The sequence below is a fragment of the Neisseria sp. P0014.S009 genome, from assembly GCF_051958155.1.
GTDB lineage: Bacteria > Pseudomonadota > Gammaproteobacteria > Burkholderiales > Neisseriaceae > Neisseria > Neisseria flavescens_C.
The window spans coordinates 40,976-53,508 of record NZ_JBQCVS010000007.1 but is presented as its reverse complement, the minus strand read 5'-3'; the positions used below and the strand labels follow the sequence as shown (position 1 = coordinate 53,508).

The window sequence follows — 12,533 nt, the reverse complement described above, 5'->3', positions numbered from 1 at the left end:
CCGTCTGAAACATGAACATTACCATCGTCGCCCCTTATTGCTCATTGCCGTCCGAGCCGCATTTCAACCGCTTCTGGTATCTTGCCGAGCTGTTGTCGCAGTCGCATGACGTGTTGCTGATTACCAGCAACTTCAAGCACTACGACAAATCTTTCAGACGGCCCGAAGATGCCGAGGCCGCCTCACAAGGCCGTCTGAAAGTCATGCTGTTGGAAGAAAGCGGATACAGCAAAAACGTGTCTTTAGGACGCTTGGCCAGCCATCACCACTTCGTCAAACATTTTGAAAAATGGTTGGAAAACTGCCGTCCGGGCGAACAAGACGTCGTCTTTTCCGCCTATCCGCTGATTGCCACCAACCTACTGTTGGGCAAACACAAAGCCCGTTTGGGTTACAAACTGATTGTCGATGTGCAGGACGTATGGCCGGAGTCTTTTTCCTCGGTCGTACCTTTTTTGAAAAAAGTACCGCACAACCTGCTGCCCTTTGCTTCACGCGCCAACCAAGCCTACCGCTACGCAGACGCGCTGGTTGCCGTATCGCAGACTTATCTCGACCGTGCCAAAGAAGCCAATCCGACCGTACCCGGTGAAGTCGTCTATATCGGTGCTGACTTTCCGAAACTCGATGCCGCGCCTGCCAAAGATTTTGGTGACGACAAAACCCGCTTTTTCTACTTGGGCACGCTCAGTTACAGCTATGACATGGAAACCGTGTGCAAAGGCGTTCTCAAGCTGTTGGACGCCGGCGAAAACGTCGAGTTGCACATCATGGGTGGCGGCCCTGATTTGGACAGGCTCAAACAATACGCCTGCGACAACATCAAGTTTTACGGCTACATTCCCTATGCCGAAATGATGTCGGTTGCCAAGGGCTGCGACATTGCCATCAACGCCATCCAGTCCTATTCAATGGCATCGATTACCAACAAACTCTCCGACTATATGGCTTTGCAAAAACCGATTCTGAACAGCCAGGTCAACAACGAAGTTGCCGAAGTCCTTACCCTGCTGCCGCATGCGAACTACCGTTCCGGCGATGTGGACGGTTTCGTTCAAGCCGCCAAAGATATTTTGAAGCGCAAAAGCGATCCTGTTCAGTCCGAAGAAATCGTCCGCCGTTTCAAGCGCGACGTTGCCTATCAAAAAATCGTCAACCTGATTGAAAGATTAGCTCATGAATAAATTTTTCAAACGCCTGTTTGACATTGTTGCCTCCGCTTCAGGACTGATTATCCTGTCGCCTGTGTTTTTGATTTTGGTGTACCTCATCCGCAAAAACCTAGGCTCGCCCGTATTCTTCATCCAAGAGCGGCCGGGCAAAGATGGCAAGCCGTTTAAAATGATTAAATTCCGCTCCATGCGCGATGCACTCGATAAAGACGGCAACCCACTACCGGACAGCGAACGCCTGACCGATTTCGGCAAAAAATTACGTGCCACCAGTTTGGACGAACTTCCTGAATTATGGAATGTCTTAAAAGGTGAGATGAGTCTGGTTGGCCCTCGTCCGCTGCTGATGCACTACCTGCCGTTGTACAACGACTTTCAAAACCGCCGCCACGAAATGAAACCAGGCGTGACCGGTTGGGCTCAAGTCAATGGCCGCAATGCCATTTCATGGGATGAAAAATTCGCCCACGATGTTTGGTACATCGACAACTTTAGCTTTTGGCTGGATATAAAAATTTTGTTCCTGACAGTTAAAAAAGTCTTCGTCAAAGAAGGCATCTCAGCCGAAGGGGAAGCCACCATGCCTTATTTCACGGGTAACAAAACTGATGAAAAAAAATAATATACTGATTCTGTCGGCAGGTCGCCGTGTCGAATTGGTGCAGGACTTTCAAACCGAAGCCGCACGTTTTTCAGACGGTATCGGCGTTTTTGCCACTGACCTCAACCCCCACATGTCTTCTGCCTGCCATGTTGCCGACCGCGCTTTCAGCGTGCCGCGCATCGATGTAGCCGAATACATTGACAGCATTTTCGAGCTGGCCAAACAACACGACATCGGTCTGATTGTGCCAACCATCGATACCGAGCTGCTCAAACTGGCCGAAGTACGTGACCGTTTTGAAGCTGAAGGAATACATATTGTCATTTCCGATGCAAAGTTGATTACCCTATGCCGCGACAAGCGCCTGACCTCAGGCCTATTTGCACAATACAGCATCCGTTCCCCTGAAATTTACGAACGGGACCACCTGGTTTTCCCATGTTTTACCAAGCCTTATGACGGCAGCCGTGCCATCGGTGCGAAAAAAATCAACACACCGGCTGATTTGACTGTCGACATTACCGAAGACCCGAAAATGATGTTCACCCAATACATCGATATCGAGAATACTTTCTCCGAATTTACCGTCGATATGTATTACGACCGTCAAGGCCGTCTGAAATGCGCCATTCCTCGCGAACGTTTGGAAGTGCGCACCGGCGAAGTCAGCAAAGGCGCAACCCGACGCAATGCCCTGTATGAGGAGCTGATTGAAAAAATGGCCGTATTGGAAGGCGCACGCGGCTGCATTACCGCGCAATTCTTCGTCAGCAAAACCGACAGCACAACCTACGGTGTGGAAATTAACCCGCGCTTCGGCGGCGGTTTCCCACTGACTTACGCAGCAGGCGGCAACTATCCGGGCTGGCTGATTCAAGAATATATCGGCGGCCAAGACGTCCTGTTCTCCGACGACTGGGAAAACAATTTAATCATGCTTCGTTACGATGCTAAGGTTTTGGTAAGAGAACATGATTAAGCCGGAAGAATCCGTTATCGTCTTCGATCTTGACGATACGCTTTACTCTGAGTACGACTACAAATGCTCCGGAATACAGGCAGTTGTAGGGATAATTACGTCGCTTTACCCGCAATACGATGCTGACGTACTAAATGAAATTGCAGACAATAAAAGTAAAGACTGGCTCGACAATTTGTGTCATCATTGCAAATTAAACAAACTAGAGAAACAATCACTTTTGTGGCAATATCGACTACATAGGCCTGTTATCCGACCCTATGTCGAACCGTCTTTTTTACGGAAGCTGATGCGCCCCTTTGCCGCACGCGCCCTGATTACAGACGGCCGCAGTCTGACACAGCGTTTGAAAATACAGGCCTTGGGTTTGACCGATTTGTTTGACGACATTTTGATTTCAGAAGCCATGCAATCGGAAAAACCCGACGATAAGCGTTTTGTCTTCCTGCAAAACAAATATCCGGCTGCAAAACGTTTCATCTACATCGGCGACAACATCAAAAAAGATTTTGTCGCACCCAACAAACTGGGTTGGCTCTCCATAGGCATCATGCCTAAGCCGCACAATATTCATCAAGCCGAGCCCGAGCAATACGGTCGTGAATACCAGCCCACCCTTTGGATAAACACCCTGGAAGAACTGACTACACTGACAACTTCCGCCACCGAAAAAGCAAATGCATAAGGGACATTTCTCCATGAAAATCTTATTTATGGGTCGTAAACAGGTTTCCGCCAACCTGCTTCGTTTTTTGACCAAACAAGACCATATCGAAATCGTCGGCGTCTTGACCGACAGCCATCTGCAAGGCTCGCCGACCACGGCCGCCGCACAGGAATTGGGCTTGCCCCTGTACACCTTCGATACGGCTTTGGAAGCAATGCGAGAAGGCCGTCTGAAATACGATTTGGGCTTGTCCGTCCTTTACTGGCGCAAGCTGCGTGATGAATTCCTGAGCATTCCGACTTTAGGCACGATCAACTTCCACCCTGCACTGTTGCCCGAATACAAAGGCACAGGCGGCTACAACCTGGCCATCATGGACGAACTGAACGAATGGGGCAATACCGCCCACTACGTCGATGCTTCCATCGATACCGGCGAAATCATCGAAGTGGACCGCTTCCCCATCAATGCCGAAACAGAAACCGCCCAATCGCTTGAACGCAAAACCATGCAGGCCTTGGAAGATTTCGCACGACGCATCATCACCCGCGCCATCGAGTCGAAAACCAAATTGCCGACCACGCCAAACATCGGTGGCCGCTACGTCAGCCGTGACGAGATGGAAGCCATGAAACAAATCCGCGACGGCGACAATATCGAGAAAAAAATCCGCGCCTTCTGGTTCCCTCCTTACGACGGCGCATACGTCGAAATCAACGGTCAGAAATACACCCTGATCAACCGCCAACTGCTGGAAGAAATCGCCCCCAAAGGCTCAACCAGTCTTTTTGCAGGAAAAACAAATGCTTAATACATCACTCTCCCCATGGCCAAGCTTTACTCAAGAAGAAGCCGATGCCGTTTCCAAAGTCCTGCTGTCCAACAAAGTCAACTACTGGACAGGTACGGAATGTCGCGAATTTGAAAAAGAATTTGCTGCTTTTGTCGGCACACAATACGCCGTCGCCCTTTCCAACGGTACGTTGGCTTTGGACGTAGCCCTCAAAGCAATGGGCATAGGCCAAGGCGATGATGTGATTGTCACTTCGCGCACTTTCTTGGCTTCCGCATCCTGCATCGTGACTGCCGGCGCAAATCCGGTGTTCGCCGATGTCGATTTGAACAGCCAAAATATCAGCGCCGAAACCATCAAAGCCGCTTTGACGCCAAACACTAAAGCCATCATCGTGGTTCACCTTGCCGGCATGCCTGCCGAAATGGACGACATCATGGCTTTGGCCAAAGAACATAACTTGTGGGTTATCGAAGACTGCGCCCAAGCGCACGGTGCGAAATACAAAGGCAAATCCGTCGGCTCTATCGGCCACGTCGGTGCTTGGTCGTTCTGCCAAGACAAAATCATGACCACCGGCGGCGAAGGCGGCATGGTAACCACCAACGACAAAGAGCTGTGGAGCAAAATGTGGTCGTACAAAGACCACGGCAAAAGCTACGATGCCGTGTACCACCGCGAACACGCACCCGGCTTCCGCTGGTTGCACGAAAGCTTCGGCACCAACTGGCGCATGATGGAAATGCAGGCTGTCATCGGCCGCATCCAGCTCAAACGTATGCCCGAATGGACTGCCCGCCGTCAAGCGCACGCCGCCAAACTGGCTGAAAGCTTGGGCAAATTTGCCAGCATCCGTTTGGTCGAAGTGGCCGACTACATCGAACACGCGCAATACAAGTTCTACGTTTTCGTCAAACCTGAACACCTGAAAGACGGCTGGACACGCGACCGCATCGTCAACGAACTGACCGCGCGCAAAGTCCCATGCTATCAAGGCAGCTGCTCAGAGGTGTATTTAGAAAAAGCCTTCGATGACACGCCTTGGCGTCCGAAAGAGCGTTTGAAAAACGCTGTCGAGTTGGGCGACACCAGCCTGATGTTCTTGGTGCACCCAACCCTGACCGATGAAGAAATTGCGTTCTGCAAAGAAAACATCGAAGCCGTATTGACTGAAGCCACGGCATAATCATTTTCAGACGGCCTGCAACTTTAGGCCGTCTGAAAAAATAAAACAGCCTGCTTCAAACAATCCGTACCAAGCCACATTACAACACTCAGACACAAGAAATATAAAATGAACTTGGAAACCCTGCTGGCTCTGCCGCGCAACCTTAAAAAAGCCTTCTTCGTCATCCACGATATCTTGATGATATTCGTGGCGTTTTGGTTTGCCCAAAGCCTCAAAGTGCAATATTCCGACGAATGGTTGAGTATCGCCAACTGGCTGGCTTTTGGTAGCACCGCTGTGCTGACCATCATCCTTTTCATCCGTATCGGCCTCTATCGCGCCGTCACGCGCTTCGTCAGCATCCGCGTCCTGACTGCCGCCGCATTCGGCAGTATTATTTCAGCGGTCTTGTTCTGCCTGACCACCCTGATTTTTGAACAAAAACTACACCTTGCCCTGCCCATCGTCTATTTCTTAGTTTTGGTGGTCGGCGTAACCAGCTCGCGCATGATCCTGCGTGCGATTCTGACCGACCATCACCGCAAACAGATGACCCCTGTCATCATCTACGGCGCAGGCCAATCCGGCCGCCAATTACTGGAAGCCATCAAACAGGTTAACGAATACTCGGCCATCGCCTTTGTCGATGACAACCCGAAAATCCAACGCACCGTCATCTATGACCTTGCCGTCCACAACCCCAATGAAATCCCGATGCTGATCAGCCGTTACGGCGTCCGCAAAATTCTGCTGGCGATTCCAAGTTCTACACCGGAAGAACGCAAAGACATCATCCGCCGCCTCGAAGCATACAAATGCGAAGTCCTGACCATTCCGGGCATGAAAGATTTGGTCGACGGCAAAATCAACGTCAGCTCATTGAAAAAAATCTCTGTGGTCGATTTGCTCGGCCGCGCCCCTGTGGCACCGCGCCCTGAATTAATGAGCGCCGACATCAGCGACAAAGTCGTGATGGTGACCGGCGCAGGCGGTTCTATCGGCTCCGAACTTTGCCGTCAGATTCTCAACTGCCGTCCGACCAAGCTGCTGTTGTTTGAATTGTCCGAATTTGCCCTGTACAGCATAGACAAAGAATTGCGCGAAACCCAAGCCGCGCAAGGCAGCCAAGTCGAAGTCGTGCCGCTTTTGGGTTCGGTTCAAAACAAAGAACGCCTTAGCAGCATCATGAAGGCCTATCACGTTGACACCGTTTATCATGCCGCAGCCTATAAACACGTCCCTATGGTTGAGTTCAACACCATCGAAGGCATTCAAAACAACGTGTTCGGCACACTCTGCTGCGCGCAGGCTGCCGTAGATGCGGGCGTTTCCACCTTTGTTTTGATTTCCACCGACAAAGCCGTCCGTCCGACCAACACCATGGGCGCCAGCAAACGCATGGCCGAACTTTGCCTGCAAGCGCTTGCCGCCGAGCCGGAGCAAAAAACACGCTTCTGCATGGTGCGTTTCGGCAATGTATTGGGTTCGTCCGGCTCCGTTGTCCCTGTATTTGAAAAACAAATTGCCGAAGGCGGCCCGATTACCCTGACCCACCAAGACATTACCCGCTACTTCATGACCATTCCCGAAGCGGCGCAATTGGTTATCCAAGCCGGCGCAATGGGTAAAGGCGGCGACGTATTCGTCCTCGACATGGGCGAATCCGTCAAAATCATCGACCTTGCCCGTCAAATGATTGTCCTCAGCGGCCTCAAAGTCAAAGACGAGCAACACCCCCACGGCGACATCGAAATCAAGATTACCGGCCTGCGCCCGGGCGAGAAACTTTATGAAGAACTGCTCATCGGCGACGAGGTACAAAAAACCACTCATCCCCGTATTATGACCGCCAGTGAAGTAATGCTTCCATGGACGCAATTATCTGACATACTGTCGGAACTCCATACTGCCTGCCTAAAAAGCGACCAAGACAGCCTGCGCCAGCTTCTGCTGCGTGCACCGACAGGCTTCGTACCTAAAGACGGTATCTGCGACTTGGTTTGGCAACAAAACAATAATGCCGTCTGAACATTTTCAGACGGCCCGGACACCATCCTGCAAGGACTACTACATGAAAAAAACGCTCTCCCTGCTTATTCTATTCGCACTGACTGCCTGTAACAGCACGACAGTCATTCCTGGTTCAACCATCAAAACCAGAACCAAAACCATTGTTTACACCGATACCGACACCGCAGCCGACACCAACCTCGACAGCCGCGTTGCCGTTTACCCCATCACGCCCAATCTGATTGAAAAAATGCGCAAGCCGCCTGTACTTTCCCAAGCCAACCAAGGTTTGGAGCAAAGAAAAAGTGCTTACCGCTACCGCATCGGCAGCGGCGACGTCCTCAATATCATGGTTTGGGCGCACTCCGACCTCAACTCCCCTATCCAGCAAAGCAACCCGCAAACCAACCAAGTCAGCCGCGGTGCCTGGGTAGATGAGGGCGGTTATATTACTTATCCATTGGCAGGCAAAATTCAAGCTAAAGGCAAAACTTTGGACGAATTGCAAAACACCCTGACCAGCCTTCTGAAACGCTACATTAAAAATCCTCAAGTAGCGATCAATGTTACCGAATTCCGTTCGCAACGTATTTCAGTATCCGGTGCCATCAACCAAGCAGGTCAGCTGCCGATTACCAATATCCCGATGACCATTTTGGATGCCATCAACCAAGCAGGCGGCGTCACCCAAAGTGCTGACACCCAACACATCAAATGGACGCACAACGGCGTCGACCGCACCCTCTCCCTGCAAGACATGCTGCAATACGGCGATATGTCACAAAACCACCTCCTCAGCCATGGCGACATCGTTTACGTTCCTAACAGCAGCAACAATAAAATCTACATCATGGGTGAAGTCGGCAAACAAGCCACCCTGCCGATCGGCAATCACGGCCTCAACCTGACCCAAGCGCTCGGCGAAGTCGGCGGCATGAACCAAAACTATGCTGATGCAACCGGCGTATTCGTGATCCGCCGCGCACCAGAAGATGCGGCCAAACCTATCCACATCTATCAGCTTAACCTGAAAGATGCGACTTCTTACGCGCTGGGCAGCGAATTCAAACTGCGTTCGGAAGATACCGTTTACGTTACCGCCGCCCCGGTTACCCGTTGGAACCGCGTAATGTCACAAATTACCAACTCCATCAGCAACGTCAACACCCTCGACAATACATTTAAATAAACAGTGGTTCCTGCTGTCAGACCCTTGTTTGACAGCAGGATACAAAATTACGCACAATCCAAACCAATTACATAAACGGCATACAAAAGCCGTACACACCGCACAAACGGAAAAGCAGTATCTTATAGTCTGACTCACGCTTTTTTCAGACCATAAACCGAAAACAATATCATGTACCACAACATACTCATCGTCTGCCTAGGCAACATCTGCCGCTCCCCTACAGCAGAGCGGATCATGCAGAAAAAACTACCCGGCCATCAAATCAGCAGCGCCGGCATAAAAGCACTGGCAGGGAAGGATGCCGATTTCCAAGCCATTAAAACCGCACTCAAACACGGCGTTATCGTTGCAGGCCATACGGCACGCCAGCTGACCGCCCAAATGTGCGAGCAGGCCGATTTGATTCTTGTGATGGAGCCCAGTCAAATCGATATGGTGGCCGACATCCATTCGCCGGCACGCAGCAAAACCATGCTGTTTGCCCAATGGTTACCTAAAAAAACCGTACCTGACCCATACAAACAAAGCAGCGAAATGTTTGAAGCCGTTTTTGAACAGCTCAATGCTGCCGCAGACACTTGGAAAACCAAACTAAACGGAAAAACTCAACCGGTATAAAACCGGCATGAACAAGAAAGCAAGCAATGAAAAAAACGACCTACATACCTTACAGCGCAGACAACGACGACATCGACTTCGGCCAACAGCTGCGCGTAATTTGGACAAATAAATACAAAATCCTCGCTGCCCTGCTTGCAGGCGGCGTTCTTGGCGCAGCCTTCAGCTTGGCATCCACTCCGCAATACCGTGCCGATGCCATGCTGGAAATTGAAACGCGACAAAACCAAATCCTGACCGAAATCAACAGCATCTTCAACAACCAAACCACGCCGTCTGAAGCAGAAGTCGAGCTGGTTCAATCACGCTTGGTGCTGGGTAAAACCGTCGATGACCTTCAGCTTGACCAAGAAGTCAAAGCCAAATACACACCCGTTATCGGCAGCCTGATGCACAATATCAGCGGCGACCCCGATCCTAAATTGACCGTCGGCAGCTTTACCGTACAAGACGAATGGTTCAACAAAACCTTCACGCTGACCGCCAAAAGCAACAAGGCCTATACCCTTACCCTGCCTGACAAACGCGTCGTCGAAGGCAAGGTCGGCGTGCCTCTGAAAATCAACAATCACACCATCCTCAAAATCGATCAAATATTGGCCAATCCGGGTCAAGAATTTGCGTTGACCAAGTTCTCCCGCATCAGTGCGATCGAAAATATCCAAAACAAACTGGCGGTCATCAGCAAAGGTAAAACCAGCCCCATCATCAACCTTGCCTTTACCGGCACCGACCCTAAACGTACCAGCGTCATCCTCAACAGCATTGCCGACAACTACGTTGCGCAAAACCGTGAACGCGACGTCCAAGTCGCATCCAGCGGTTTGGCCTTCATCAGCGAAGAATTGCCACGCTTGAAAGAAACCTTGCAAGACGCTGAAAACAAACTCAATGCCTACCGCCAACAATCAGGCTCCCTCGACATTCCGCTCGAGTCCAAAGGCGCATTGGAAAGCCTGACCGGCATCGAAACCCAAATTACCCTGCTCAAAACCGAAGAAGCAGGCTTAGCCGAGCTGTACACGCCGGAACACCCTTCCTATAAAGCCGTATTGGACAAACTTGCCGTTCTCGAGCGCGCTAAAAACAAAATTAATCAACAAATCGCCGAGTTGCCGAATACCCAACAAGAAGTTATCCGCCTGACCCGCGACGTAGAAACCAACCAAGCAACCTACGTCCAACTGTTGAGCAAACAACAAGAACTCAACATCATGAAAGCCAGTGCACAAGGTAATGTCCGCATCGTCGATTATGCCTATGTCCCTGAAAACCCTGTTGCCCCTCGCAAAGCCGTCATCACGCTCCTGAGCGCACTTGCCGCAGGCTCATTGACCGCTTTGTGGCTGATGATTCGTAACCGCATGAAAAACGGCATTACTTCATCCGAAGAAATCGAAAACCTCAATTTGGAAGTCGTCGCTCTTGTTCCGCACTCCAAAACCCAGCAAAAACGCGACTTCTTCAAAAGCAAATTCAAGAAAACCGGTGGCCGTTCCAACTATCTGCTGGCCAGTGAAGACCGCGCCGATACTGCCGTAGAAGCCATCCGCGCCCTGCGCACCAATATCTACTTCTCCATGCTGGACGCGCCCAACAACGTCCTCATGATTACCGGTGCCGCGCCTGAGGCAGGTAAATCCTTTATCTCCGCCAACCTCGCCACCGTAATGGCGCAGTCAGGCAAACGCGTTCTGCTTATCGATACCGATATGCGCAAAGGCTACCTCGACCGACTCTTCGGCCTTACCCCCGAGTTCGGCTTGTCTGACATCCTCAACGGCAAAGCGGCTCCGGCCAAAGCCGTACAAGAGACCAGCATTGAAAACCTCCACCTCATCAGCAGCGGCAGCTATCCTAGCAATCCGTCCGAGCTTTTGATGGACAACCGTTTCAACGAGTTGCTCGCCCACGCGCGCCAACGCTACGACTATGTCATCTTGGACACGCCGCCCGTATTGGCCGTGACCGACGCCGTCATCATCGGCCAACATGCAGGCACCGTCCTGATGATCAGCCGTTATGCGCACACGCGTGCACGAGAGCTTGAGGCCAGCGTCGAACGCCTCAAACAAAACCACATCAACATCAAAGGTGTCGTCCTCAACGGCATGAAGCGCGAAGCCAACAACAGCTACGACTACTACGCCTACGATGCCTACCATTCCGGTAACAATAAATCATAAACCGAAGCAGGCCGTCTGAACTTTCAGACGGCCTAAGGCTTTTTAAACGGCACAAAATATTTTTCACAAACGCCGCCCTTGCACCCCAAAGCCGTTTGTTTTAAAGTAAGCCCCGTTCCCATATGGAAGAGAAACATGAAAATTACCGTCATCGGCGCAGGTTCGTGGGGTACAGCTCTCGCGTTGCACTTTGCGCACCACAACAATGAAGTTGCCCTTTGGACACGCAATCCCGACCAAATCCGCACCCTGCAAGCAGATCGCGAAAACAAACGCGGCCTGCCCGGCTTCCCTTTCCCTGAGTCCCTGACCGTTCACGCCGATTTGGGCGAAGCGCTGAAAGACAGCCAACTTGCCCTGATCGTTACCTCCGTAGCCGGCCTCAGAAGCAGCGCCGAGCTGCTCAAACAGCATAACGCCGCCGATATTCCCGTTCTTGCAGCCTGCAAAGGTTTTGAACAAGATACCGGCCTTTTGACTTTCCAAGTACTGAAAGAAGTCCTGCCTAACAATAAAAAAATCGGCGTTCTCTCAGGTCCGAGCTTTGCCCAAGAACTTGCAGCCCAACTGCCTTGCGCCGTCGTGTTTGCTTCCGAAAACAAAGACTGGGTGGAGGAAACCACTGCCCAACTGAACACCAACGTAATGCGTCTGTACGGCAGCACCGACGTCATCGGCGTCGCTGTGGGCGGTGCCGTTAAAAACGTCATGGCGATTGCCACTGGCCTTTCAGACGGCCTCGAATACGGCCTCAACGCACGCGCAGCCTTAGTAACACGCGGCCTTGCCGAAATCACCCGCCTTGCCATCGCCATGGGCGCACAACCCAAAACCATGATGGGTTTGGCAGGCATCGGCGACCTTATCCTGACCTGTACCGGCGCACTCTCGCGCAACCGCCGCGTCGGCCTCGGCCTCGCAGAAGGCAAAGAGTTGCATCAAGTGCTTGTCGAAATCGGCCACGTTTCCGAAGGCGTCAGCACCATTGAAGAAGTCTTCAATACCGCCGCCAAATACCAAATCGATATGCCCATCACTCAAACCCTGCTGCAACTCATCCGCAAAGAAATGACCCCGCAGCAAGTCGTTGAACGACTGATGGAACGAAGCGCACGCTTCGAATAAACTGTCGCGCCGTCTGCCA

11 protein-coding genes are annotated in these 12,533 nt (G+C 51.5%); all 11 read left to right on the top strand.

The window, feature by feature from the left end; all coding sequences use genetic code 11:
- Nucleotides 1-11: 11 nt before the first annotated feature.
- Nucleotides 12-1,184 carry a glycosyltransferase gene (locus ACTHS4_RS06900; protein ID WP_440365639.1) on the top strand — a complete coding sequence of 391 codons (1,173 nt, stop codon included), beginning with the start codon at nucleotides 12-14 and terminating at the stop codon, nucleotides 1,182-1,184.
- Nucleotides 1,177-1,794 (top strand): sugar transferase, encoded by a 618-nt coding sequence (locus tag ACTHS4_RS06895; protein ID WP_070814983.1) that lies wholly within the window; start codon nucleotides 1,177-1,179, stop codon nucleotides 1,792-1,794. Before ACTHS4_RS06900 ends, ACTHS4_RS06895 begins: the two co-directional genes overlap by 8 nt.
- Entirely contained in the window at nucleotides 1,781-2,755 is a 975-nt protein-coding gene (locus ACTHS4_RS06890) for an ATP-grasp domain-containing protein (protein WP_070825863.1), read from the top strand. The genes ACTHS4_RS06895 and ACTHS4_RS06890 overlap by 14 nt, the downstream gene beginning before the upstream one ends.
- A complete protein-coding gene (locus ACTHS4_RS06885) occupies nucleotides 2,748-3,440 on the top strand; it encodes an HAD family hydrolase (protein ID WP_070825861.1) in 693 nt (230 codons plus the stop codon). Before ACTHS4_RS06890 ends, ACTHS4_RS06885 begins: the two co-directional genes overlap by 8 nt.
- A gap of 13 nt (nucleotides 3,441-3,453) precedes the next feature.
- Nucleotides 3,454-4,233 (top strand): methionyl-tRNA formyltransferase, encoded by a 780-nt coding sequence (locus tag ACTHS4_RS06880; RefSeq protein WP_070825860.1) that lies wholly within the window; start codon nucleotides 3,454-3,456, stop codon nucleotides 4,231-4,233.
- Nucleotides 4,226-5,401 carry a DegT/DnrJ/EryC1/StrS family aminotransferase gene (locus ACTHS4_RS06875; protein ID WP_440365638.1) on the top strand — a complete coding sequence of 392 codons (1,176 nt, stop codon included), beginning with the start codon at nucleotides 4,226-4,228 and terminating at the stop codon, nucleotides 5,399-5,401. The genes ACTHS4_RS06880 and ACTHS4_RS06875 overlap by 8 nt, the downstream gene beginning before the upstream one ends.
- A gap of 108 nt (nucleotides 5,402-5,509) precedes the next feature.
- Nucleotides 5,510-7,411 carry a polysaccharide biosynthesis protein gene (locus tag ACTHS4_RS06870; RefSeq protein ID WP_440365637.1) on the top strand — a complete coding sequence of 634 codons (1,902 nt, stop codon included), beginning with the start codon at nucleotides 5,510-5,512 and terminating at the stop codon, nucleotides 7,409-7,411.
- A 43-nt stretch (nucleotides 7,412-7,454) separates the two neighbouring features.
- The gene (locus ACTHS4_RS06865) at nucleotides 7,455-8,582 is read left to right on the top strand and encodes a polysaccharide export protein (protein ID WP_371460272.1); all 1,128 of its coding nucleotides are present in this window, start codon (nucleotides 7,455-7,457) and stop codon (nucleotides 8,580-8,582) included.
- 171 nt (nucleotides 8,583-8,753) lie between these two features.
- Nucleotides 8,754-9,203 (top strand): low molecular weight protein-tyrosine-phosphatase, encoded by a 450-nt coding sequence (locus ACTHS4_RS06860; protein WP_070584690.1) that lies wholly within the window; start codon nucleotides 8,754-8,756, stop codon nucleotides 9,201-9,203.
- A gap of 26 nt (nucleotides 9,204-9,229) precedes the next feature.
- A complete protein-coding gene (locus ACTHS4_RS06855; protein ID WP_371460274.1) occupies nucleotides 9,230-11,389 on the top strand; it encodes a polysaccharide biosynthesis tyrosine autokinase in 2,160 nt (719 codons plus the stop codon).
- Between the two features lie 135 nt (nucleotides 11,390-11,524).
- Nucleotides 11,525-12,514, top strand: a complete 990-nt coding sequence (locus ACTHS4_RS06850; RefSeq protein ID WP_004520880.1) for an NAD(P)H-dependent glycerol-3-phosphate dehydrogenase — start codon at nucleotides 11,525-11,527, stop codon at nucleotides 12,512-12,514.
- The last annotated feature ends 19 nt before the right edge of the window (nucleotides 12,515-12,533 follow it).

Bases quoted from the DNA above. Each gene is read 5' to 3' on its own strand.
- ACTHS4_RS06900 (WP_440365639.1), top strand. From the start codon at position 12: ATGAACATTACCATCGTCGCCCCTTATTGCTCATTGCCGTCCGAGCCG.
- ACTHS4_RS06895 (WP_070814983.1), top strand. From the start codon at position 1,177: ATGAATAAATTTTTCAAACGCCTGTTTGACATTGTTGCCTCCGCTTCA.
- ACTHS4_RS06890 (WP_070825863.1), top strand. From the start codon at position 1,781: ATGAAAAAAAATAATATACTGATTCTGTCGGCAGGTCGCCGTGTCGAA.
- ACTHS4_RS06885 (WP_070825861.1), top strand. From the start codon at position 2,748: ATGATTAAGCCGGAAGAATCCGTTATCGTCTTCGATCTTGACGATACG.
- ACTHS4_RS06880 (WP_070825860.1), top strand. From the start codon at position 3,454: ATGAAAATCTTATTTATGGGTCGTAAACAGGTTTCCGCCAACCTGCTT.
- ACTHS4_RS06875 (WP_440365638.1), top strand. From the start codon at position 4,226: ATGCTTAATACATCACTCTCCCCATGGCCAAGCTTTACTCAAGAAGAA.
- ACTHS4_RS06870 (WP_440365637.1), top strand. From the start codon at position 5,510: ATGAACTTGGAAACCCTGCTGGCTCTGCCGCGCAACCTTAAAAAAGCC.
- ACTHS4_RS06865 (WP_371460272.1), top strand. From the start codon at position 7,455: ATGAAAAAAACGCTCTCCCTGCTTATTCTATTCGCACTGACTGCCTGT.
- ACTHS4_RS06860 (WP_070584690.1), top strand. From the start codon at position 8,754: ATGTACCACAACATACTCATCGTCTGCCTAGGCAACATCTGCCGCTCC.
- ACTHS4_RS06855 (WP_371460274.1), top strand. From the start codon at position 9,230: ATGAAAAAAACGACCTACATACCTTACAGCGCAGACAACGACGACATC.
- ACTHS4_RS06850 (WP_004520880.1), top strand. From the start codon at position 11,525: ATGAAAATTACCGTCATCGGCGCAGGTTCGTGGGGTACAGCTCTCGCG.